Below are 20,820 nucleotides of genomic sequence, written 5' to 3'. Positions count from 1 at the left end.
ACTCGGGAGGCCGGGGGTCACCGTCCGCCCCCATTAAGAGGGGCTGCCGATAGTTCGGCTGAGACGGCACAGGCGAACGGCGGAGAAATCCGTCGGGATCAGCGAAACCGAAACCTGCTACGGCAGCGAGTAAGGGACGCGCCGGTGCATAAAAAGAATGGTCCTCCAGCCAAAAGTCCCGTGATGGCGCGCCGAGAGGCGTTGCGATGGGCGGAGGCTGACGTTTCAGCCCGAGCACATCGCATGGACTACCCAAAATTGCGCTTCTTGGCGCGTCATCTCCCCTCACTCTTCGAGGGGGAAACCAGGGACCTCCACCTCGCGCCGCGGACGCGACAAGGACGGCGCGTGCGCGCAAGAAATCTCCAGGACGTGGCTGTTTGACATGGTGACATGGACAAGCGGCAAAGCTCGGTGCCGTAGGATGGGTTAAGCGCAGGCGCGCCAGCGCCGAAGCGAAAACCCATCGGCAGAGCTTGCCACATCGTTCGGCCGATGGGTTTCGCGAAGCCGCTCAACCCATCCTACGATCTTGCACTACCAATATTTGCGACGCCAGACACGACGGCGCCAGACGCGGCGGCGACGCCAGGCCCGCGGGCGCCAGTAGCGGCGACGCCATGCGCGCCTGCGCCAGCCATAGCGCCGCCGACGCCACTGCACCTGCTCCGGCTGCAGGCGATTCACATCGTCCTGCGTCGCCACCGCGGGCTGCGGCTCGTTATCCTGCTTGCGATCACCAGCCGGTCCGACAGGCGGCAGTGGTGCAGCCTCTGCGGTGGCGAGCGTCTTCGCAACCAGCATACCGCTCGCAGCGAAAGCCAGCCCGAGCTTCAGAAAATGACGGCGTTCCATCGCGATCCCTCCCTGAGATATCGAGGAAGAGCTTCGCGTTGGCGGGATGAATGAGCGCTGAACGGAGAGTATCGGCTATCGCGAGCGAACGCCCTTCAACATACCCGCGATACTGAGATCCTCATCGAGATCTGGCCAATGAACTCCCATTGCCATGATCTCGAAATTCTTCCGCTGAGTTGAGCTGGCACCCAACAGACGCGGATACCATTCAAGCGGTGTCACGATGCGCCGACCGTCGATCAGCGTAACAACGAGTTCGGCATCGGTGAAATCCACCGAGCGCGCGCGAAGATCACCAACGTCAATTTCCAAAGTGCTCATGCCATGCCGCCAATAGTTCATCGCGGTTAGAGCGCAGATGTCGAATAATATCGTTGATTTCGTGAAACGGAAAGCCGGCATTCGCAGCGATGGAAAGATCGCGAAGCCAGAATTTTACTTCGCGATCTTCTCGTCTGACATGGATATGAGCGGGCTCAATTCCTTCATTTGAATAAAAGAAGGCCCTGTATGGTCCCCATCGCAAGACTGTCGGCATTCCCACCTCCAGTCGATCAATAAGGTCGTTAAGGGCGGATGGCGCATCGCCCGTCCGCCCAATGATCCCTCACAACGGCATATTGTCGTGCTTCTTCATCGGCACTTCCACATGCTTGTCCTTTAGCATCGCCAGCGCACGCGCAATGCGCTTGCGGGTGGAGTGCGGCATGATCACGTCGTCGATATAACCGCGCTCGGCGGCCACGAACGGCGACAGGAAACGGTCCTCGTATTCCTTGGTGCGCGCGGCGATCTTCTCGGCATCGCCGATGTCCTGGCGGAAGATGATTTCCACCGCGCCCTTGGCGCCCATCACGGCGATCTGCGCGGTCGGCCAGGCATAGTTCATGTCGGCGCCGATTTCCTTCGAGGCCATCACGTCGAACGCGCCGCCATAGGCCTTGCGCGTGATGACGGTGACCAGCGGCACGGTGCACTGGCTGTAGGCGAACAGCAGCTTTGCGCCGTGCTTGATCAGGCCGCCATATTCCTGCGCGGTGCCCGGCAAAAAGCCCGGCACGTCCACGAAGGTGACGATCGGAATGTTGAAGGCATCGCAGAAGCGCACGAAGCGCGCGGCTTTTCGCGAGGCATCGCTGTCAAGCACGCCGGCCAGCACCATCGGCTGGTTGGCCACAAAGCCCACCGTCTTGCCAGCAATGCGGCCGAAACCGGTGACGATGTTCTTGGCAAAGGTGTCCGCGAGTTCGAAGAAGTCGCCCTCGTCCACGACCTTCAGGATCAGCTCCTTGATGTCATAGGGCTTGTTCGGATTGTCGGGGATCAACGTATCGAGCGAGTCGTCGGTGCGCTCGATATCGTCGAAGCTCGGCCAGTCCGGCGCGCCGGCGGTGTTGTTCGACGGCAGGAAGTCGATCAGCCGGCGCATCTGCAAGAGCGTCTCGACATCGTTCTCGAACGCGCCGTCGGCGATCGAGGACTTCGTTGCATGCACGCTGGCGCCGCCGAGTTCCTCGGCAGTGACGACCTCGTTGGTGACGGTCTTCACCACGTCCGGGCCGGTGACGAACATGTAGCTGGTGTTTTTCACCATGAAGATGAAGTCGGTCATGGCCGGCGAATAGACGTCGCCGCCGGCGCATGGGCCCATGATGACGGAGATCTGCGGGATCACGCCCGAGGCCTGCACGTTGCGGCGGAACACGTAGGAGTAACCGGCGAGCGCGGCGACACCTTCCTGGATGCGCGCGCCACCGGCGTCATAGAGGCCGATGATCGGCGCTCGCGCCTTCATGGCCATGTCCTGGATCTTGGTAATCTTCAGCGCATGGGTTTCAGACAGCGAACCGCCGAACACGGTGAAATCCTTGGCGAAGACGAAGATCTTGCGGCCGTTGACGGTTCCCCAGCCGGTGACAACACCGTCACCCGGAATTTTGGATTTCTCCATGCCAAATTCCACGGAGCGGTGTTCGACGAACATGTCGAACTCCTCGAAGGATCCCTTGTCCAGCAGCAGCTCGATGCGCTCGCGGGCGGTCAGCTTTCCCTTGGAGTGCTGCGACTCGATGCGCTTCTCGCCACCGCCGAGTTTGGCGCCGGCGCGGCGCGCTTCGAGGGTATCCAGGATCTCTTTCATGTGCTCCAGCCCGTCAAATTCGCGTGTTTTCGCCCGCTTTGGCGGCGGGATTTGGACGTCGTTCTAGCATGGGGTTTTCGGGTCTGGAAACGCCCATCCGCATGGCTGGAAATCGTCGGAAATGCATGGCAACGCGGCCCGCGCTGCCTATATCCGTCTCAGTCAGGGAGGCCGAGATGTCGAATATCACGATCAACGCGAACAGCGGCGCAGCCACCGGCGGCGTGCGGGATTTGCTGCGCTGGGAGGGCGTCGCCCTCTTTATCGGCATGACGCTGTTCTACTGGATTTCGGGTGCGTCTTGGCTGCATTACGCGCTGGGCTTCTTCGTGCCGGATCTTGCTTTGCTGGCCTATCTGGCCGGCCCGCGGATCGGCGCCGGTGTCTACAACGCCACCCACGCCACCATTGGCCCGCTCCTGCTGGTTCTGTTCGGCCTCGTCACCGCCGAGCCACTGCCCGGCGCCCTTGCCATGATCTGGCTGGCCCATATCGGCTTCGACCGCACGCTCGGCTACGGCCTGAAATACGAGACCGGCTTCCGCTTCACCCATCTCGGTCGCATCGGCAAGGACGCAGAGGTTGCCAAGACCACTGCGACCAATCCAACCACTGGCAACCAGATCAAGGCTGCGTGACGGCGTCTATGGTTCGCCCGGCTTGAACGGCGGCTCCTTGCCGGGCGGCGTCGATTCCTCGGCCATCGCCAGCAGCATCGCGACCATCACATAATTGCCGGACACCGCGGTGAGATCGACGATCTGCTGATCGCTAAAAATCTTCTTGGCGCGCGCATAGGTCTCGTCCGAGACCTTCTTGGTGGTCGTGAGTTCAGTGACGAAGTCATACACCACCGCTTCATCCTCAGCCATGTTGGCTGGCCGCTTGTTGGCCTTGAGATCAGCGATGATCTGCGGTGACAGACCTGCCTTCTGCGCCAGCGGCGCATGCGCGAACCACTCCACCTGCGAACGCCATTGCCGTCCGATGATGATGATTGCGAACTCGTTGAGCTTTGCGGGAACGCTCGTATCCCAGCGCAGATAGGCGAACAGATCGAACAGCTTTTGTCCGAGCACGGGGCTGCGCATCATCGGATTGTAGGGACCTGCGAGTCCCACGCTCGACACTTTCATCACCTGTTCGCCCAGCGGCTTCTGCTTGGCGTCGAGCTGATCCATGGTGAGTTGCGGAAAGCGCGGCTCCTTGCTGACCGCAGGTGGCGCAAATAGCGTGGCGGCAAACCAGCCGCTCGCCGCAGCAGCGGCCAGCGACGACATCCAGAGCGACATCGACTTCATGGGATTTCCTCCGTGACGTTTTTAGTTGTCACGGATGCTAGTCCCGCGCGGCCTGCAGCGCCAGAGGTGCAAATGCTATCGCCCGCGCCCAGACATGCGCAGGACGAAGACCAGGACCTCGGCAACGGCCTTGTAAAGTTCTTCCGGGATTTCGTCGCCGAGCTCGATATTGGAGAGCGCGCCGGCGAGCACCTCGTTCTCCTCGATCGGAATGTCGTGTGCTTTCGCGACCTCGATGATCTTCTCGCCGACAGCGCCACGTCCTTTGGCGGTGACACGCGGCGCACCAGTCTTGTCGTAATGGAGCGCGACGGCGAGCGCGCGTTTCGGCTGCACGATCATAGCGCCATATCCAGAAAATGACCGGCCAAAGCCGGCGTGGCCTGCTGCGGTGCGCCTTCGCGCACGACGATGTCGCCGGGCTGCAGATTGGCGCGGATCAAAGCCTGGGTCAGTTGCCCTGCACCTGCCTGTAGCTGCTGCGCAGTCGCAGGTCGCTCCGCCCACATGCGAACGGAGGTCTTCTCGCCGGTCAGCGAAATCACCGCGTGAATGGGACCTGTCGGCTCGACATCGAGCGAGAAACGCGCGCACCAGACTTTCTTGGCTGAATCGGCCTCGCTGCCCTGCCCGCCATCGCGCGAAATCTCGAACTGCGCGACGGCTGTCCCATGCGGCACGGCGAATGGAATTTCAAAACTCCAGCGCGGCGTCGCCTGATCCAGGCGCTGCGCGACAGCTGCATCGACGCGTTCCGGCAGCGATGCGACCTGATGCAATGTCTGCCTTGCGATCGCAGCATCTGTGTCGGCAAGCAGATGTTGCACGGTCTCGCCAAGCGGTGCGTTCGATACAAGCGTCGGCTGCGCCATCGGCTGTGGCGTCGGCAAGGCGCCACGCAACGGAGGTGGTGGCAGCGGCGAGCGCAAGCCCTGCGCATCAACGTAAGCACCCGGCTGGCCCTTGCCCGTCGCTGCCTGTTGCAGCAACGCACTCTCATCGGGAAGCAGTTTTGCGATCATCTCGGCGATCTTGGCGCCGGACTGCTGCGCGCCGTTATTCGCCATCGCGCCAGCGGCCCTCGCCGTGGCGGCAGCGACCTGCGGGCGAATATCCGCTTCAGCGCCTTCGTCGGGCGTCGCCGAAACAGCCGCCTGGGATGCCTCGTCTTTCACAGCAGCCTTTGACAGCATTGCCGGCACCAGCGTTGCTGCGGCGGCCTGCACCTGCGCGGCTGTCGTCATCGGCGTTGCGACGGCCTGCTGCTGCGCTGGTGCAGCCTGTGGCGGAGCTGGCGTCGTCACTGCAGCTTTGCCGCTTGCATCATTGGCCAGCACCGTCGTCAGTGCTTGCTTGAGCACGACCAGCGCTGCTTTCATGTCGGGCATGGCGACCGAAGCTGGCGTGCCCTTTGCCAGCGACGCTTCGAGAAACAGGCCGGAGTTCTGGAACGCCGTTTTCACCTCACCGCCCGTGAGCTTCGCATCGAGCGGCGGCCGCTGCGCCAGCACCTGCGCGATGGCTTGCTGCAGTTTCGGCGGCAGGTTCTCGAGCGAGGCTGCAGCGCCGAGATTGGCGAACAGCGCCGAGAGGCTCGCCTGCTTGGTCACAGCGCCAAGGGCTGCTTGCGACACGGCCACAGCTTCCGGCGCGGTGAGCTGCGCTTTGGAGGCAGCCAACGTCGTTAGCAGCGTGGCGGAAAGATCAGAGGACGATGCCAGAGCGGCGCCATTCGCGGCCGCCTGCTGCGGCAGCACCGCGAGGCGAATGCCATCGGCGGTCTGCGACACGGAAAGTTGCAACGTCTCCCCAGCCTGCAACGGGACCTGGGTCTGAACGTCGATCGCCTGGCCGGCAATCGAAATGCGCGCCTGGTTGTTAGCCCCGACCTCGATCACCCGTGCGGCAACGACGCTGCCGGGCTGAAACGCGACATCGCGCGCCACGCCTTGCGCGGCGACGAGGGATGGAATCGCATTGACGAGAACCGACATGGCTGCACCCGAGTCTGGTGCAGCACGTTAGGTGAAGTGGCGTTAACTTCCGATTAACTGCCGAGCGCCCGCAGCACGGCGACGGCGCCCTCGAAATCGACCTTGCGGGCGGCCCGGCGTGCCGCGGCTTCCTCGTCGAGGCCCCATTTTTCAGCGTTCCAGTCCTCGTCTACAAAGGCCGCGGCCCAGACCTCGTCGGCGCTCAGCCGGCCGCGCAGCAGCGCCAGCGCCAGCAGCGCAGAGCCGGTGATCGTGGTCACCATATGCAGCGCCGCGACACGCCATGAATCGGTCGGCAACGCTGCCTGCGCAGCAGCGAGCGCCTGCGCCGGCTGGCCCACATGCATGACGCCCTCGGCAAGGATGAAATGCGCGTTGAGCTCTTCGGCAACCCAGAACAGCACGGGGTCCCATGCGGCTGCCTCGCGCTCGATCAGCGCGTCCGGATGCGACGCACGATAGAACAGCAGGTCGGAGCCGAAATATTTTGCGATGTCGTCGCGCACCGCCGCGATCTGTTCTTCGGTCGAGATGGCATCGAGCACGCTATTGGCAAGACGCGTGATCGGCATCGACAGCGGATCAATGAACTCCTGCTGCGCGTCCCATTCGGCAGCCATCAGGTCAGCGACCGCGCGCGACGGCACTGCAAGCGCATTGCGCGACGGCGTCCGGATCGTCTTGTCGTCGAGCGTAACGGAATGGCCCTCGTCAGCCGCACTGACGCCGACCTTGGTATAGAAACGCTTGCGGCGCGTGCCCGTCGATTTCTCGCGCGATTCCTGCACGGTGAAGCCGGGCTTGCCATAGACGTCGTCGAACAGTTCACGCATCGGTCATCTCGATCCAGTTTCTGGCCGCAGTTTACGCGATGCCGAGACGCTAGGCGAGGCCATCAGCGATTGGCGCAGGACCGCGAATACGCAGCACGATCATTGGGACCGAGCCCTGCCGCGGCGCCATCCTGCAGGCAGTTGGTGATCCGGTCGCCGAATGATGGCCGCGCCTGCGGCACGTAGTTCTGCCGAGGCAGATCGCCCATCTTTGGCACCACGGGTACTTCGATCTTGGGCGGCGGCGGCGCAGGTGGCGGAGGCACGGTCAGCGCGCTGCTTCCCGGCGGCAGAAACTGAGCAAATGCGGGCGCCTCGCTCGACAACAGGAGCAGAGCCACGGCAAGACATCTGGAAAGTCGAAACATGCAGGCCATATCGTTACGATCTCCGGCGCTCGCAAGCGCGACTGCATTAACGCCGGAGGATGTGATCCGTTGCAGCGCGGCGGTGCTCCCAGCCTTCACGTTCCAGTTCAGGGCGATCGTCCTCGCCTTCGGGATAGCCGATACAGAAATAGCCGATCAGCCGCCAGTCGCGGGGAATGTCGAGCGCATCGGCAACGACAGAAGGATCGAGGATGGACACCCATCCCATGCCGATACCTTCCGCACGCGCGGCGAACCACATGGTGGTCACCGCCGTCACCACCGAATATTCCGCCATTTCCGGCATGGTGCGACGGCCGACACCATGTCCGACATCGGTGCCGCGATCTGCAAATACGGCCAGATGTCCCGGCGCTTCGCGCAGGCCCGCAAGCTTCAATCGCGCATAAAGTTGCGCACGCTCGCCATGATACGCGTCGAGCGCCTCCGCATTGCAGGCGGAGAAGTTATCAAGCACGGTCTGGCGCCGCGCGGGATCATCGACGATGACGAAACGCCACGGCTGACTGAGCCCTACCGATGGCGCGAGACACGCGGTTTCGATCAACCGCTCCAACGCGCCCGCCGGCAAAGGATCGCTGCGAAAACGCCGGACGTCGCGACGCCACGCAAACAGGTCATGCAGGCGTGCGCGAAACTGATCGTCGAACTCTGGCAACGCCCTAGTCTTCCGGCGCGTGTTCGATGGGATCGAACCGATCATGCTCGAGCGCCAGCAGATTCCACGACTGCAGCATGTGCGGCGGCAGTGGCGCGGTCGCGTCGATCATGCCGCCACGCGGATGCGGGATGACGATGCGGCGCGCCAGCAGATGCAGGCGGTTCTGCAGGCCGCCCGGCAACTGCCAGTTCTCGATGTTGAAATATTTGGGATCGCCCACAATGGCGTGGCCGATATGGGCCATATGCGCCCGGAGCTGATGCGTACGCCCGGTCACCGGCTTCAATGATACCCAGGCGAGCTTCTGGCCCGACGTCTCGACGACAGCGTAATAGGTCACCGCATGGCTGGCACCATCATCGCCGTGCTTGGCGACGCGCATGATGGTGTCTTCCTCGTTCTCTTCCTTGGCGAGATAGGTCGAGATACGCCCCTGCTTCGGCTTCGGCACGCCGGCAACCAGCGCCCAGTAGAATTTTCGCGCCGAACGCTCGCGAAACGCCCCGGTCAGGAAAGAAGCTGCAAACCGCGTCTTGGCGATCAAGAGACAGCCCGAGGTCTCGCGATCGAGACGATGCACGAGGCGCGGCTTCTGGCCCTTGGAGTCGCGCATCACCTCCAGCATCATATCGACGTGACGCGTCATGCCGGAGCCGCCCTGCACCGCAAGGCCGGCCGGCTTGTTCAGCACCATCACGTCGGCGTCCTCGAAGATCGTCATCTCCTTCAATGCATCGAGCGTTTTCTGAGCGGCTTCCGAGAGCACACCGACGGTCTTCGGCGCGTCGAGCTTGAGCGGCGGGATGCGAACGGTCTGCCCGGCTTCCAGGCGATCCTTGCTGTCGGCACGCTTGCCGTTCACGCGCAGCTCGCCTTTGCGGACGATGCGCTGGATATGGGAGAATGACAGGCCCGGGAAACGCGCTTCGAGGAAGCGATCGACGCGCATGTCGTTCTCGTCAGGCGTGACAATGACAGTCTGCACGCTGGTCGGCATCACGACCGGTTCGGCTTCCGGCTTGGCCGGTGCCTCGATGACGGGTTCTGGTTTTCGCGTGCGCGTCACAGCACCGGCAAAACGCGGCGCGGGCTTACTGCCGGTGCGCGGACGGGATGGACGTTCGCCCTGCTCCGGCCGTTCCGATCTTTCACTTCGCTCGCTCCGCTCATAGCGCTGCGGACGTTCCGCGCGCTCGGGACGCTCCGATCGCTCAAAACGCTGCGGGCGTTCCGATCGTTCGGGACGCTCCGAGCGCTCGAACCGTTCAGGTCGCTCGGCTGCACGCGCACGCGGCGGACGCGCACTGGTCGGGCGTTCCGCATCGCCGCGCTCGGCCCGGAAGCGATCGCCCTTCGCTGCGGCGCTCTTCGGAGGGGTTCTGGCTGGCCCCTTGGCAGCCTTCTTCGCTGCCGCCTTGGCCATCGTGGCGCCCGGCTTGGCGCGTCCCGAACGGCCAGCGCCTCCGGTGCCACGGTTGGCGGGGGATCTCGTGTCGCGGCGGCTCATCTGTAACTCCAGGGGGAAAGTCCGTCCGTAGCGCATCTACCGACTTGGGTCACGGTCAAATCGCCCATTGGCGCAAACCTTCGGGTTCCGCCCGCGCTAGCGGCGGAAACCGCCATACGGGGACTGACCGGACAGCAGGCGTGATGTGGCGGTGCCATCGTCCAATTGATTTTGGGTGAAGCTGCCCTCGAGCGACAAAGTGACATTCGGAGCCGGCTGAAACGCAATGCCTGCGCGGGCCCTGTATCCGGTCGCGATGCTGGTATCGGAACTGAACGGCGCCAGCGCCGTGCCGATGCCCGGACGGTAGTTCAGGGTGTCGAAGCCGGCAAAGACCGTGACGGGCAGATCTCCGGCGCCCTTGAATGCGTAGCCGGCCAGCGTGCTCTGCGCGGTGAGCCCGCCGAAATCACTGGTGGTGCCGGCCCAGCCGAGGCCCATGCGGCTAAAACTGGCGGCCTCGCTGCGCACATAGGCACCGGTCTTGAAACTGGACTTCCAGTCGCCGTCAACCGCAGCCCCGGCGTCGAAACCTGGGAAATTGCCATAGCTCGTGATGCCGGCATCAGACCAACCGCCGAGGCCGAACGGCCCATTCGGCACCCAGTATTGCACCGGCGCCGCCTGCTGGGCCGAAGCCGCCTGAGCGATCAGGCAAAACGCTGCACCGATGACTGCGGTGCGCAGCGGTTGAGACGAGACAATCGACATCGGCCTCTACGCCTCCGTGCTTTTGGCGGCGCGCAGCTTGGCCCAGTAATCCAGCCGCTTGCGAATCTCGCGCTCGAAACCGCGTTCGGGGGGATCATAGAAGGTCTGGCGGCCCAAGGCCTCCGGGAAATAGTCCTGGCCGGAAAAGGCATCCGGCGTGTCGTGGTCGTATTGATAGCCGTCGCCATAGCCTTCGGACTTCATCAGCTTGGTCGGCGAATTCAGGATGTGCTTTGGCGGCAGCAGCGAGCCGCCCTCCTTGGCGACCCGCATCGCGGTTTTATAGGCGGTATAGGCGGCATTCGACTTGGGCGCGGTGGCGATGTAGATCACGGCCTGCGCGATGGCGAGTTCGCCTTCGGGATGACCGAGGAAATCATAGGCATCCTTGGCGGCGTTGCAAATCACCAGCGCCTGCGGATCGGCGAGGCCGATATCCTCGACGGCCATCCGCACCACGCGGCGCGCGAGGAACAGCGGGTCCTCGCCAGCATCCAGCATCCGGCACAGGTAATACAGCGCCGCATCGGGATCGCTGCCGCGCACGGATTTATGCAGCGCCGAGATCAGATTGTAGTGGCCATCGGCCGACTTGTCATAAATCGGCGCGCGACGTTGCAGGATGTCCTGCAACTGCGCGGCATCGAAAACCTCATTGGCGCGTGCTGCGCGCCAGACCTCTTCGGCGAGCGTCAACGCAGCGCGGCCATCGCCATCGGCCATGCGCACCAGCACGGCGCGCGCTTCGGCATCCAGCGGCAGCTTGCGGTCTTCGATCTTCTCCGCATTGGCGAACAGTTTTTCGATCGCTTCGGCATCATGCGACTGAAACACAAGTACGCGCGCACGGGACAGAAGCGCCGCGTTGAGTTCAAAGGACGGGTTCTCGGTGGTGGCACCGACCAGCACGACAGTGCCGTCTTCCATCACCGGCAAGAACGAGTCCTGCTGCGCCTTGTTGAAGCGATGCACCTCGTCGACGAACAGCAGCGTGCCCCTGCCCATCTGGCGGCGGGCGCGCGCGGCGTCGAACACCTTCTTCAGATCCGCAACGCCGGAGAACACTGCGGAGATCTGCTCGAAATGCAGTTCGGTCGCATCCGCCAACAGCCTTGCGACGGTGGTCTTGCCAGTGCCCGGCGGACCCCAGAAGATCAGCGAGCCGAGCGTGCGCGTTTCCAGCATGCGCGTCAGCGCGCCGTCTGGGCCGAGGATGTGGTCCTGGCCCACGACATCGGCAAGCACGCGCGGCCGCAGCCGCTCGGGCAGCGGACGCGGTGCGTCCTGCTCCATCCCGGCGGCAGCGAACAGGTTGGCTGATGGTTGCTTCTGGCTCATCCGCCGAGTGTGACGTTGATCTGCTGGCCGCCGCGTACAACGACGATACGCCACAGCCGCGCGCCTTCGCCGGTGATCTTTTCGAGATCGCTGGTCTTGCCGATCTTGACGCCGTTCACCGCCAGAATGAGGTCGCCCTTCTGGAAGCCGACGCCAGCGGCCGTCGCGGTATCGGTGAGATCAGTGATGACGACACCTTCAGTGCTGGAATCGAGCCGCAACTCATCGGCCAGTGCCGGCGAGATGTTGGCGACCTTGGCGCCCTGGAACGGCGAGCGCCCCTTGAGGACAATTTCATCACGCCCCGTATCCGGCGCCGCTTCGAGCGCAACGGTGAGCTTGACCGGCTTGCCGCCACGCTGTGCATCAAGCTGCGTGGTGCCGCCGAGCGGACGGGTCGCAAAGCGATATTCGAAAGCGTTGGGATCCTCGATCACCGTGCCATCGATGGCGGTGACCAGATCGGAAACCTTCAGGCCGGCCTTAGCCGCCGGACTGTTCGGCGTGACATTGACGACCAACGCCCCCGATGGCGTCTTCAAGCCGAGTGTTTCGGCGATCTCAGGCGTGATGTTCTGCAGCCGCGCGCCAAGCCATGGACGCTTTACGGCCTTGCCGCCTGATTTGGCGGAAGCGACAACGACGCGGACCATGTTGGCGGGAATGGCGAATCCGATGCCCTGCGAGCCGCCCGAGCGCGAGAAGATCGCGGTGTTCACGCCGACCAACTTGCCGGTCATATCCACCAATGCGCCGCCGGAATTACCGGGATTGATCGCGGCATCGGTCTGGATGAAGAACTGATAGTCGGTGATGCCGACCTGCGTACGCGCCAGCGCCGAGATGATGCCGTGGGTCACGGTCTGGCCGACGCCGAACGGATTGCCGATGGCAAGCACGACGTCGCCGACCAGCAGATCATCGGAATTGGCAAAATCGAGAGTCGGGAATTTTTCCTTGGCGTCCTTGATGCGCAGCACTGCAAGATCGGTGCGGCTGTCCTTGAGCACGATCTCCGCTTCGAACTCGCGCTTGTCGGAGAGCGAGATCTTCACCTGATCCGCGCCTTCGATGACGTGGTTGTTGGTGACCACGAGACCTGATGCATCGACCATCACACCCGAGCCGAGCGAGCGCTGCATCTGCTCCGGCTGCATGCCCTGCCCGCCGAAGAAACGGCGGAACACGGGATCGTCGAGCAGCGGATTGCGGTTCTGCACCGTCTTGGCCGCATAGACATTCACGACCGCCGGCTGCACCCGCTGCACGATCGGCGCGTAGGACAGCTTCAGCTCGGTGGGCGACGTCGGCACCTGCCGGTTCTGGGCCGAGGCGAGGCTCAGAGACAGGGCGCTCAGGGACAGGACAATGGCGCACAGGGCAGAAACGGTCGCAACCTTGCGGGAAAATGGAATCATCTGGGCCTCTTTGCGGAAATTACCGCGGATATAAGCCTCTCAGCAGGGCAATAGAAGGGCAAGGAACCCGCAAAGCTTGCAATCCGCCCGATCCGGGGACAGCTAGAGGTAACAAACCATGCCGCTTTCCAAGGAGCCCCCATGAAGGCCGTCGGCTACACCAAATCCCTCCCCATCGATGACCCGCAAGCGCTGGTCGATTTCGACGCCCCCAAGCCGGAGCCGACCGGGCGCGACATCCGGGTGGCGGTGAAGGCCATCTCGGTCAATCCGGTGGATTTCAAGGTGCGCAAGCGCGCGGAGCCGAAGGCTGGCGAGACCAAGATCCTCGGCTATGACGCGGTCGGCGTGGTCGATGCCGTCGGTTCCGATGTCAGCCTGTTCAAGGTCGGCGATGAGGTCTTCTATGCTGGCTCGATCCAGCGCCAGGGCACCAATGCCGAGTTCCATCTGGTCGATGAGCGCATCGTCGGCCGAAAGCCGGCCTCGCTCTCCAATGCCGAAGCAGCGGCGCTGCCGCTGACGGCCATCACGGCCTGGGAGCTCCTGTTCGACCGTCTCGGTGTTGCGCCGGGCAAGAGCCTCGATCCTCGCACCCTTCTCATCATCGGCGGCGCCGGCGGTGTCGGCTCGATGCTGATCCAGCTCGCGCGCCGGCTCACCGGCCTCACGGTGGTCGCGACCGCGTCGAGGCCAGAGACGTTCAAATGGTGCGAAGATCTTGGCGCTCATGCCGTGATCGATCACAGCAAGCCTCTGAAGCCGCAAATCGAGGCGCTGAAGCTTCCGCCGGTTGCCCTCATCGCCAGCCTGACCGCGACGGACCATCACTACAAGGCACTTGCGGACCTGATTGCGCCACAGGGCAAGTTTGGCCTGATCGATGATCCCGCCGAATTCAACGTGTCTGCCTTCAAGGGCAAGGCGGTGTCGGTGCATTGGGAATCCATGTTCACCCGCTCGTCGTTCCAGACGCCGGACATGATCGCGCAACATCATCTTCTCAATGACGTCGCCGATCTCATCGACAAGGGCGTCTTGCGCACGACGCTCGATAAAACCTTCGGCACCATCAATGCAGCGAATCTCAAGCGCGCGCATGCACTGCTCGAGTCCGGTAAGTCGCACGGCAAGATCGTGCTCGAAGGCTGGTAACGGCCGAGTTGTCGCCGGCACATTCCCGCCGAGCGATACCCACTCGCGGCAAGCGCATCTGCGGGTGCGCTTTAATCGCTTAATTAGCTATTTAAGATAGCTAATCTGCAAAATAACCTGTGCTTGAAAAGCGACACTGTCGCCTCGTCACCGCAATGCGTTGCGGGTTTTGCAGAACTGTCACAGAGCGAAACTAGGTTGCCCCCGAGCTCAACAGTGGCTCGCTTGTAACAAGTCGGACAGCCCGCTCGGCGGCAACTCTCCTTCTACAAGTCCACAAACACAGATCAGCACGCGTCACCACCTGCGAAGCAATTCGCGGGGCGTGTCGGATTTTGTCTTCTACAGGGGTTATCCATGTCTTCCACGACACACAAATTCTTGGGCACCGTCGCCGTGCTCGGCGCGATGGCGATGTCCGGCCACGCACATGCACAGGCCACCAGTGATGACGTCGCAGCTTTGAAGGCGCAGCTCCGCGCGCTGGAAAAGAAGCTCGACAACGTTCAGAAGCAGGCCACCGCCACGCAGAAGCAGCAGGCCGTGACGCAGGCGAGCTTCGCCAATGCCAACGCTGCCATGCACAAGAAGGCCGTGCCGTTCATCGACGCCACGCTGACCATGCCGGGCAACCGCCCGACTTTCTGCACCGGCGACGGCATGAATTGCGTCGCCATCACCGGCCGTATCCACTTCGACGCCGGCGCCTACTCGTTCTCGCCGAAATCCGCTGCCACCTCGCCGCAGAGCGTCAATGACGGCATCAATGCCCGCCGCGCGCGCCTCGGCCTGATCGGCACCTACAACAAGGATTGGGAATACGGCCTCATCATCGACGCCGGCGGCACCACCGATGGCTCTGCCGTGCTCAACAACGCCTATGTCGCCTATAAGGGCATCAAGGGCATGATCATCCAGGGCGGCTATATCGACGTGCCGTACACGCTGGATGAATCGATCAGCTCGAACAACACCTTCTTCATGGAGCGTGCAGCCTCGCAGGTGCTCGCGACCAACCTCGCCGCCGGCGACTTCCGCTCCGCCTTCGGTGGTCAGGTGTTCGACAAGCATTACTGGGTCGGCGCTTACGTCACCGGTCCGACCACGGGCGCTGGCGTGAATCATTCGATCCCGCAGCCGCTCGGCGCCACCTTCCGCGCCGTTGCCGTGCCGATCAACAACGAAGTCTCGACCGTGCTGCTCGGCTTCGACGCCCTGTATCTTGCCGAGACCGGCGGCGCGACCAACAACACGCTGCGCATGAACGACCGCATCGAAGTCCGCATCGATCCGGCCACCAATGCGCTGCTCGACACCGGCACCATGAACTTCGTCAACAGCGCGCACGTGCTGAGCGGTGAAGGCGCTGTCCGTTACGGCAGCTTCCTGGCAACCGGCGAATACTTCAACTACAGCGTCCAGCGCACCAACGGCCTCGGCGACCTCAACTTCGAGGGCGGCTACGGTCAGGCGGCTTACGTGCTGACCGGCGAATCCCGCAAGTACAGCACCTCGGCCGGCGCCTTCGGCGGCGTCTCTCCTGCCCGTCCGGTCAACTTCGCGACCGGCGATCTCGGCGCCTGGGAACTGGCCGTGCGCTACAGCTATGCCAGCCTCAACGACCTCACGGTCCGCGGTGGTGAGCTGAAGAACACCACGGTCGGCCTGAACTGGTACGTCAACAACAACACGCGCTTCATGTTCAACTGGATCCACGGCACCGTGGACAAGGTGAACACCGCCGGCCTGAACGCTGGCGCCGACTACGACGTGTTCGCGATGCGCACCCAGGTTGCTTGGTAATCAAGCCCGCCTGGTAAGCGCGAGGCGCTTCGGTAACCTCCAGGCTAAGTGGCTGAATGCCCTCGGCCCCATCATGAATGAAGGCGGCGCTCCGGCGCCGCCTTTTGTGTTACGATGATGCAGCGGGCTAGCGCGGCGGCAGTGTCCGCAAGAACGCAACGATCGCATCCTGATCCTGCCGCGTCATCTTTGCATATGAAGCGTACCCCATCGGCGGCTTCAGCTTGCGCCCGTCACGTGAAATACCTTCGGTGATTGCTCGACGAATTTCATCGTCACGCCATTGGCCAAGACCATCGGCCGGACTCGATGTGATATTCGCAGAGATGACCTGTCCCCACGGCCCTTTGAACAATTTGCCGCCCTTGCCTGCAGCGCCTGCATAGTCGTGCCCGCCTGGGGTTCGAGGTGTATGACATTCCAGGCAATGCGCGATGGCGACGAGATAGCGGCCCCGCTTGAGCGGATCGGTCATGTCCGCATCCCGCATCTGCGCCCCGACATATGGCGGCTTTTCCCGCTCGAGCTTCACGCGATATTCAGGCGTCGGCATCTCGCGGCGAATAGCAGGGACCGAACGCAAATAGGCGACAAGCGCGTCCAGATCGCGCGGCGTCAGCACCGGATAGAACGCCGTCGGCATGATCGGTGCGGCGTCGATTCCGTCGGGCTTCGTACCAGTGACCAGGAATGTCTTGAGCTGGGCATCGGTCCAATGACCGATGCCTGTTTCCTTGTCCGGCGTGATATTCGCTCCGGAGACCTTGAAGGCCGGTTCATCGAATAGTTGCTGACCACCTGACAGCACGCGCGAGACGTCGAACCCGCTTGCTCCGCGCGGCGTATGGCAATTGTGGCAGGTCATGACGTCGGCAAGATAGGCGCCGCGCTCGACCAGCGTCTCCGCCGTCGCAGTTGTCGCCCAGAGCGCCAGCAGCGCTCCCATGATCCGTCTCCGCACACATGCCCCCAAGGTCGAATTCCAGCCGATAGACGACCAGAAAATCATACCCTCAACTGCAGGAGAAGCGGCGGAGACAGACGTATTGCAAATTTCAGAAAATGATCAGCGCGCCTTCAGAGAACGCGCGCTGATGTGTCAAGCGATCGTCTGCACGATGCCGCCTTCGGCCCGCAGCGCGGCGCCATTGGTGACCGACGCTTCCTTCGAACTCACGAAGACGACCATGTTGGCGATCTCATCCACGCTGGCAAAACGCTGGATCAGCGAGGTCGGACGGTTTTGTTTGACGAAATTCGTTGCGGCTTCCTCGACCGACTCGCCCTTCTGCTTGGCAAGATCCTTCACGAACGTCTCGACGCCTTCCGACATGGTCGGCCCTGGCAGCACCGAGTTCACGGTCACCGCCGTGCCTTTGGTGAGTTCGGCTAGACCGCGTGAGATCGACAGCTGCGCCGTCTTCGACATGCCGTAATGGATCATCTCGCTCGGAATGTTGAGGCCGGACTCCGACGAGATGAAAACGATACGCCCCCAATTGCGCTTCAACATGCCCTGCATATAAGCGCGCGACAGCCGGACGCCCGACATCACATTGACGTCGAAGAAGCGCGTCCAGTCTTCATCCGGAATATCGAAGAAGCCCTTGGGCTCGAAGATGCCGGCATTGTTGATGAGGATATCGACGTCAGGCAGCGCGGCAACCAGAGCCTTGCAGCCTTCGGCGGTCGAGACGTCAGCCGCAACGCCCTTCACCTTGGCGCCGGGGACCGCCTTCGCGATCGTGGCGATGGCAGCATCGACCTTGGCCTGGCTGCGGCCGTTGACCACGACATCAGCGCCGGTGCCAGCGAGGCCCTTTGCAATGGCAAGGCCAATGCCTGCGGTGGAGCCTGTGACGAGTGCAGTCTTGCCGGTGAGATCGATCTTCATTGGATGCTCCATGAGTGAGGGTGGAGCTGATATCGGAACTGGGATGTGGAGTCGCAATGACGGTCACGCGGCGGTGAGCGACTGTAGGGTGGGCAAAGCGCAGCGGGCCCACCCTACAAACAAAAACGGCGCCCGAAGGCGCCGCTTTCAAAACTCTTATCTATCCGCAGCTTATGCCGCTTCGGCTTCGCCGCCCTGCACCGGGCCCGAATCCTTGCCCTTGGCGTCTTCGTCGCGATCGACGAATTCGATCACGGCCATCGGGGCGTTGTCGCCGTAGCGGAAGCCGGCCTTGATGATGCGGGTGTAACCGCCCTGACGATCAGCGTAGCGCTTGGCCAGCACGTCGAACAGCTTGCGGACCTGATCCAGATCCTTCATCTCGCTGATGGCCTGGCGGCGCTTGTCGAGGCCACCCTTCTTGCCGAGGGTGACCAGCTTCTCCACGATCGGGCGGAGCTCCTTGGCCTTCGGCAGCGTGGTGACGATCTGCTCGTGCTTGATCAGCGACGCGCACATATTGGCGAACATCGCCTTGCGGTGTTCTGCGGTGCGGTTGAGTTTGCGATGAACCTTGCCGTGACGCATGGAAGTAGTCCTCTATTCAATTGCCGCGACGGTTCGTCGGACATCATGTTGCAGGTGGGCTGCCTGCGTTCGCCCTCACCTTACGGTCATTCCGGACGCTGCAAAGCAGCGATCCGGAATTTCGTCGAGGTGATCGTAAAGCAAAACACTTCGAGATCCCGGGTTCGCCTTCGGCGCCCCAGGATGACGAGAGCGGGTCTCAGTAGTGGTCTTCGAAGCGCTTGGCCAGCTCGTCGATATTCTCCGGCGGCCAACCGGGCACTTCCATGCCGAGATGCAGACCCATCTGGGCCAGCACTTCCTTGATTTCGTTCAGCGACTTGCGGCCGAAGTTCGGGGTACGGAGCATTTCCGCTTCCGACTTCTGCACGAGGTCGCCGATGTAAACGATGTTGTCGTTCTTCAGGCAGTTTGCCGAACGCACCGAGAGCTCGAGCTCGTCCACCTTCTTGAGGAAGGCCGGGTTGAAAGCGAGATCCGGGATAACTTCCTGAGCAACTTCCTTGCGGGGCTCTTCGAAGTTCACGAACACGTTGAGCTGGTCCTGCAGAATGCGAGCCGAATAGGCAACCGCGTCCTCAGGCGTCAGCGCGCCGTTGGTCTCGATGGTCATGGTGAGCTTGTCGTAATCGAGGATCTGGCCCTCACGGGTGTTCTCGACCTTGTAGCTGACCTTGCGGACCGGCGAGTACAGGCTGTCGACCGGGATCAGGCCGATCGGCGCGTCTTCCGGACGGTTATGCTCGGCAGCGACATAGCCCTTGCCGCCGGCAACGGTGAATTCCATGCGGATTTCAGCGCCATCGTCGAGGGTGCAGAGCTGCAGGTCGGGATTGAGGACGGTGACGTCGCCGACGGTCTGGATGTCGCCAGCGGTGACGGCGCCCGGACCCTGCTTCTTCACGACCATACGCTTCGGGCCTTCGCCCTGCATCTTGATCGCGATGTCCTTCACGTTCAGCACGATGTCGGTGACGTCTTCACGCACGCCGGCGATCGACGAGAACTCGTGCAGCACGCCATCGATGTGCACGGCCTGCACGGCAGCGCCCTGCAGCGACGACAGAAGAATGCGGCGCAGCGCGTTGCCGAGGGTCTGGCCGAAACCACGCTCGAGCGGCTCAGCGACGAGGGTCGCAAAACGGGTCGGATCGCTGCCAGGGGTAACCTGCAGCTTGTTGGGGCGGATAAGCTCTTGCCAATTTTTCTGAATCGTCACTGGGTCACCCATGGCCATCGAACTCTCTGGCTTGGAGATCGCGGAATAAGTCCGCGTAAAGATACGGCAAACGCAATTGCGGGCGGCCGAGCCACCCGCAATTCAAATCGGTATTAGACGCGGCGACGCTTGCGCGGGCGGCAGCCGTTGTGCGGCACCGAGGTCACGTCACGGATCGAGGTGACGGTGAAGCCGGCGGCCTGCAGCGCGCGGAGCGCCGATTCACGACCCGAACCCGGACCGCCAACCTCGACTTCGAGGGTGCGCATGCCGTGTTCCTGCGCCTTCTTGGACGCGTCTTCAGCAGCGACCTGCGCGGCATACGGGGTCGACTTGCGCGAGCCCTTGAAGCCCATCGTGCCAGCCGAGGACCAGGCAATGGTGTTGCCCTGCGCGTCGGTGATGGTGATGGTGGTGTTGTTGAACGACGAGTTGACGTGAGCGACGCCCGACGCGATGTTCTTGCGTTCGCGACGACGGACGCGGGTGGCTTCCTTTGCCATGGTAGACCTTTCTAGAGATATCAACGCCGCCGTATTGCCAGCGGCTACACCGAAAAATGCAAACGACGAACAGGGAGCGGCGACGTGATCGCCACTCCCTGCCCGCGGTCAGCGCTAAATTACTTCTTCTTGCCTGCGATGGCCTTGGCCGGACCCTTGCGGGTGCGCGCATTGGTATGCGTGCGCTGGCCACGAACCGGCAGACCGCGACGATGGCGCAGGCCGCGATAGCAGCCGAGGTCCATCAGACGCTTGATGTTCATGCCCGTCTCGCGACGGAGATCGCCCTCGACCAGATAGTCGCGGTCGATGACTTCACGGATCTGAAGCACTTCAGCGTCGCTCAGCTGATTGACGCGACGATCCTCAGCGATCTTCACCTTCTCGATGATGTCGGCAGCGTTCTTCTGGCCGATACCATGAATGTACTGCAGCGCGATCAGGACGCGCTTGTTGGTCGGGATGTTTACACCGGCGATACGGGCCACAACTTCTCTCCTGTCACCAG

At 62.6% G+C, this 20,820-nt stretch carries 23 protein-coding genes; 3 read left to right on the top strand and 20 right to left on the bottom strand.

Features of this window, described 5'->3' with window-relative positions; all coding sequences use genetic code 11:
* Nucleotides 1-537: 537 nt before the first annotated feature.
* The 4 genes from ACIQ2A_RS17085 to ACIQ2A_RS17070 form a co-directional block, all read right to left on the bottom strand.
* Nucleotides 538-855, bottom strand: coding sequence for a twin-arginine translocation (Tat) (locus ACIQ2A_RS17085; RefSeq protein WP_398481328.1), 318 nt, complete (start codon nucleotides 853-855; stop codon nucleotides 538-540).
* A gap of 75 nt (nucleotides 856-930) precedes the next feature.
* Nucleotides 931-1,179 carry a DUF2442 domain-containing protein gene (locus ACIQ2A_RS17080; RefSeq protein ID WP_398481326.1) on the bottom strand — a complete coding sequence of 83 codons (249 nt, stop codon included), beginning with the start codon at nucleotides 1,177-1,179 and terminating at the stop codon, nucleotides 931-933.
* Nucleotides 1,160-1,396, bottom strand: coding sequence for a DUF4160 domain-containing protein (locus ACIQ2A_RS17075; RefSeq protein WP_398481324.1), 237 nt, complete (start codon nucleotides 1,394-1,396; stop codon nucleotides 1,160-1,162). The genes ACIQ2A_RS17080 and ACIQ2A_RS17075 overlap by 20 nt, the downstream gene beginning before the upstream one ends.
* A gap of 69 nt (nucleotides 1,397-1,465) precedes the next feature.
* Nucleotides 1,466-2,998: an acyl-CoA carboxylase subunit beta gene (locus ACIQ2A_RS17070; protein WP_398481322.1), complete on the bottom strand. Its 1,533-nt coding sequence runs from the start codon at nucleotides 2,996-2,998 to the stop codon at nucleotides 1,466-1,468.
* Between the two features lie 176 nt (nucleotides 2,999-3,174).
* Here ACIQ2A_RS17070 and ACIQ2A_RS17065 point away from each other — a divergent pair, with 176 nt between their 5' ends.
* Nucleotides 3,175-3,636, top strand: coding sequence for a DUF4260 domain-containing protein (locus tag ACIQ2A_RS17065; RefSeq protein ID WP_398481320.1), 462 nt, complete (start codon nucleotides 3,175-3,177; stop codon nucleotides 3,634-3,636).
* A 6-nt stretch (nucleotides 3,637-3,642) separates the two neighbouring features.
* Here the strand turns inward: ACIQ2A_RS17065 and ACIQ2A_RS17060 are convergent, their stop codons facing one another.
* The 10 genes from ACIQ2A_RS17060 to ACIQ2A_RS17015 form a co-directional block, all read right to left on the bottom strand.
* The gene (locus ACIQ2A_RS17060) at nucleotides 3,643-4,299 is read right to left on the bottom strand and encodes a carboxymuconolactone decarboxylase family protein (protein ID WP_398481318.1); all 657 of its coding nucleotides are present in this window, start codon (nucleotides 4,297-4,299) and stop codon (nucleotides 3,643-3,645) included.
* A gap of 75 nt (nucleotides 4,300-4,374) precedes the next feature.
* A complete protein-coding gene (locus ACIQ2A_RS17055) occupies nucleotides 4,375-4,641 on the bottom strand; it encodes an EscU/YscU/HrcU family type III secretion system export apparatus switch protein (protein ID WP_398481316.1) in 267 nt (88 codons plus the stop codon).
* Nucleotides 4,638-6,293 (bottom strand): flagellar hook-length control protein FliK, encoded by a 1,656-nt coding sequence (locus ACIQ2A_RS17050; RefSeq protein WP_398481314.1) that lies wholly within the window; start codon nucleotides 6,291-6,293, stop codon nucleotides 4,638-4,640. Before ACIQ2A_RS17050 ends, ACIQ2A_RS17055 begins: the two co-directional genes overlap by 4 nt.
* Nucleotides 6,294-6,346: 53 nt before the next feature.
* A complete protein-coding gene (locus tag ACIQ2A_RS17045) occupies nucleotides 6,347-7,126 on the bottom strand; it encodes an ATP12 family chaperone protein (protein ID WP_398481312.1) in 780 nt (259 codons plus the stop codon).
* Between the two features lie 62 nt (nucleotides 7,127-7,188).
* Nucleotides 7,189-7,467, bottom strand: coding sequence for a hypothetical protein (locus tag ACIQ2A_RS17040; protein ID WP_398481310.1), 279 nt, complete (start codon nucleotides 7,465-7,467; stop codon nucleotides 7,189-7,191).
* 73 nt (nucleotides 7,468-7,540) lie between these two features.
* Nucleotides 7,541-8,173: a 5,6-dimethylbenzimidazole synthase gene (bluB, locus tag ACIQ2A_RS17035; RefSeq protein WP_398481308.1), complete on the bottom strand. Its 633-nt coding sequence runs from the start codon at nucleotides 8,171-8,173 to the stop codon at nucleotides 7,541-7,543.
* A 4-nt stretch (nucleotides 8,174-8,177) separates the two neighbouring features.
* Nucleotides 8,178-9,683: an RluA family pseudouridine synthase gene (locus ACIQ2A_RS17030; protein ID WP_398481306.1), complete on the bottom strand. Its 1,506-nt coding sequence runs from the start codon at nucleotides 9,681-9,683 to the stop codon at nucleotides 8,178-8,180.
* 96 nt (nucleotides 9,684-9,779) lie between these two features.
* Nucleotides 9,780-10,394, bottom strand: coding sequence for a hypothetical protein (locus ACIQ2A_RS17025; protein ID WP_398481304.1), 615 nt, complete (start codon nucleotides 10,392-10,394; stop codon nucleotides 9,780-9,782).
* A gap of 6 nt (nucleotides 10,395-10,400) precedes the next feature.
* Nucleotides 10,401-11,732, bottom strand: a complete 1,332-nt coding sequence (locus ACIQ2A_RS17020; RefSeq protein WP_398481302.1) for a replication-associated recombination protein A — start codon at nucleotides 11,730-11,732, stop codon at nucleotides 10,401-10,403.
* Nucleotides 11,729-13,150: a DegQ family serine endoprotease gene (locus ACIQ2A_RS17015; protein ID WP_398481300.1), complete on the bottom strand. Its 1,422-nt coding sequence runs from the start codon at nucleotides 13,148-13,150 to the stop codon at nucleotides 11,729-11,731. The genes ACIQ2A_RS17020 and ACIQ2A_RS17015 overlap by 4 nt, the downstream gene beginning before the upstream one ends.
* 141 nt (nucleotides 13,151-13,291) lie before the next feature.
* On the opposite strand from ACIQ2A_RS17015, the gene ACIQ2A_RS17010 reads away from it, so the two are divergent.
* Entirely contained in the window at nucleotides 13,292-14,305 is a 1,014-nt protein-coding gene (locus ACIQ2A_RS17010) for a zinc-binding alcohol dehydrogenase family protein (RefSeq protein WP_398481298.1), read from the top strand.
* 357 nt (nucleotides 14,306-14,662) lie between these two features.
* The gene (locus ACIQ2A_RS17005) at nucleotides 14,663-16,108 is read left to right on the top strand and encodes a porin (protein ID WP_398481296.1); all 1,446 of its coding nucleotides are present in this window, start codon (nucleotides 14,663-14,665) and stop codon (nucleotides 16,106-16,108) included.
* A 127-nt stretch (nucleotides 16,109-16,235) separates the two neighbouring features.
* On the opposite strand, the gene ACIQ2A_RS17000 is transcribed toward ACIQ2A_RS17005, so the two are convergent.
* From ACIQ2A_RS17000 to rpsM, 6 genes are all read right to left on the bottom strand, one after another.
* Nucleotides 16,236-17,054: a c-type cytochrome gene (locus tag ACIQ2A_RS17000; RefSeq protein ID WP_398481293.1), complete on the bottom strand. Its 819-nt coding sequence runs from the start codon at nucleotides 17,052-17,054 to the stop codon at nucleotides 16,236-16,238.
* A 153-nt stretch (nucleotides 17,055-17,207) separates the two neighbouring features.
* Entirely contained in the window at nucleotides 17,208-18,002 is a 795-nt protein-coding gene (locus ACIQ2A_RS16995; protein WP_398481291.1) for an SDR family NAD(P)-dependent oxidoreductase, read from the bottom strand.
* A 171-nt stretch (nucleotides 18,003-18,173) separates the two neighbouring features.
* Nucleotides 18,174-18,590, bottom strand: a complete 417-nt coding sequence (gene rplQ, locus ACIQ2A_RS16990; RefSeq protein WP_398481289.1) for a 50S ribosomal protein L17 — start codon at nucleotides 18,588-18,590, stop codon at nucleotides 18,174-18,176.
* 199 nt (nucleotides 18,591-18,789) lie between these two features.
* Nucleotides 18,790-19,821 carry a DNA-directed RNA polymerase subunit alpha gene (locus ACIQ2A_RS16985; RefSeq protein WP_398481330.1) on the bottom strand — a complete coding sequence of 344 codons (1,032 nt, stop codon included), beginning with the start codon at nucleotides 19,819-19,821 and terminating at the stop codon, nucleotides 18,790-18,792.
* Nucleotides 19,822-19,922: 101 nt separating this feature from the next.
* Nucleotides 19,923-20,312 carry a 30S ribosomal protein S11 gene (gene rpsK, locus ACIQ2A_RS16980; protein WP_398481287.1) on the bottom strand — a complete coding sequence of 130 codons (390 nt, stop codon included), beginning with the start codon at nucleotides 20,310-20,312 and terminating at the stop codon, nucleotides 19,923-19,925.
* Between the two features lie 119 nt (nucleotides 20,313-20,431).
* A complete protein-coding gene (rpsM, locus tag ACIQ2A_RS16975; RefSeq protein ID WP_398471748.1) occupies nucleotides 20,432-20,800 on the bottom strand; it encodes a 30S ribosomal protein S13 in 369 nt (122 codons plus the stop codon).
* Nucleotides 20,801-20,820 lie beyond the last annotated feature (20 nt).

Source organism: Tardiphaga sp. (assembly GCF_044336785.1).
Taxonomy (GTDB): domain Bacteria; phylum Pseudomonadota; class Alphaproteobacteria; order Rhizobiales; family Xanthobacteraceae; genus Tardiphaga.
The sequence above is the reverse complement of the archived record's forward strand: the minus strand, read 5'-3'. Positions and strand labels throughout refer to the sequence as shown.

Bases quoted from the DNA above. Each gene is read 5' to 3' on its own strand.
- ACIQ2A_RS16985 (WP_398481330.1), bottom strand. From the start codon at position 19,821: ATGGGTGACCCAGTGACGATTCAGAAAAATTGGCAAGAGCTTATCCGC.
- ACIQ2A_RS17020 (WP_398481302.1), bottom strand. From the start codon at position 11,732: ATGAGCCAGAAGCAACCATCAGCCAACCTGTTCGCTGCCGCCGGGATG.
- ACIQ2A_RS17050 (WP_398481314.1), bottom strand. From the start codon at position 6,293: ATGTCGGTTCTCGTCAATGCGATTCCATCCCTCGTCGCCGCGCAAGGC.
- ACIQ2A_RS17030 (WP_398481306.1), bottom strand. From the start codon at position 9,683: ATGAGCCGCCGCGACACGAGATCCCCCGCCAACCGTGGCACCGGAGGC.
- ACIQ2A_RS17075 (WP_398481324.1), bottom strand. From the start codon at position 1,396: ATGCCGACAGTCTTGCGATGGGGACCATACAGGGCCTTCTTTTATTCA.
- rplQ (WP_398481289.1), bottom strand. From the start codon at position 18,590: ATGCGTCACGGCAAGGTTCATCGCAAACTCAACCGCACCGCAGAACAC.
- ACIQ2A_RS16995 (WP_398481291.1), bottom strand. From the start codon at position 18,002: ATGAAGATCGATCTCACCGGCAAGACTGCACTCGTCACAGGCTCCACC.
- ACIQ2A_RS17055 (WP_398481316.1), bottom strand. From the start codon at position 4,641: ATGATCGTGCAGCCGAAACGCGCGCTCGCCGTCGCGCTCCATTACGAC.
- ACIQ2A_RS17060 (WP_398481318.1), bottom strand. From the start codon at position 4,299: ATGAAGTCGATGTCGCTCTGGATGTCGTCGCTGGCCGCTGCTGCGGCG.
- ACIQ2A_RS17010 (WP_398481298.1), top strand. From the start codon at position 13,292: ATGAAGGCCGTCGGCTACACCAAATCCCTCCCCATCGATGACCCGCAA.
- ACIQ2A_RS17015 (WP_398481300.1), bottom strand. From the start codon at position 13,150: ATGATTCCATTTTCCCGCAAGGTTGCGACCGTTTCTGCCCTGTGCGCC.
- ACIQ2A_RS17025 (WP_398481304.1), bottom strand. From the start codon at position 10,394: ATGTCGATTGTCTCGTCTCAACCGCTGCGCACCGCAGTCATCGGTGCA.
- ACIQ2A_RS17000 (WP_398481293.1), bottom strand. From the start codon at position 17,054: ATGGGAGCGCTGCTGGCGCTCTGGGCGACAACTGCGACGGCGGAGACG.
- ACIQ2A_RS17045 (WP_398481312.1), bottom strand. From the start codon at position 7,126: ATGCGTGAACTGTTCGACGACGTCTATGGCAAGCCCGGCTTCACCGTG.
- rpsK (WP_398481287.1), bottom strand. From the start codon at position 20,312: ATGGCAAAGGAAGCCACCCGCGTCCGTCGTCGCGAACGCAAGAACATC.
- ACIQ2A_RS17070 (WP_398481322.1), bottom strand. From the start codon at position 2,998: ATGAAAGAGATCCTGGATACCCTCGAAGCGCGCCGCGCCGGCGCCAAA.
- ACIQ2A_RS17080 (WP_398481326.1), bottom strand. From the start codon at position 1,179: ATGAGCACTTTGGAAATTGACGTTGGTGATCTTCGCGCGCGCTCGGTG.
- ACIQ2A_RS17085 (WP_398481328.1), bottom strand. From the start codon at position 855: ATGGAACGCCGTCATTTTCTGAAGCTCGGGCTGGCTTTCGCTGCGAGC.
- ACIQ2A_RS17065 (WP_398481320.1), top strand. From the start codon at position 3,175: ATGTCGAATATCACGATCAACGCGAACAGCGGCGCAGCCACCGGCGGC.
- ACIQ2A_RS17005 (WP_398481296.1), top strand. From the start codon at position 14,663: ATGTCTTCCACGACACACAAATTCTTGGGCACCGTCGCCGTGCTCGGC.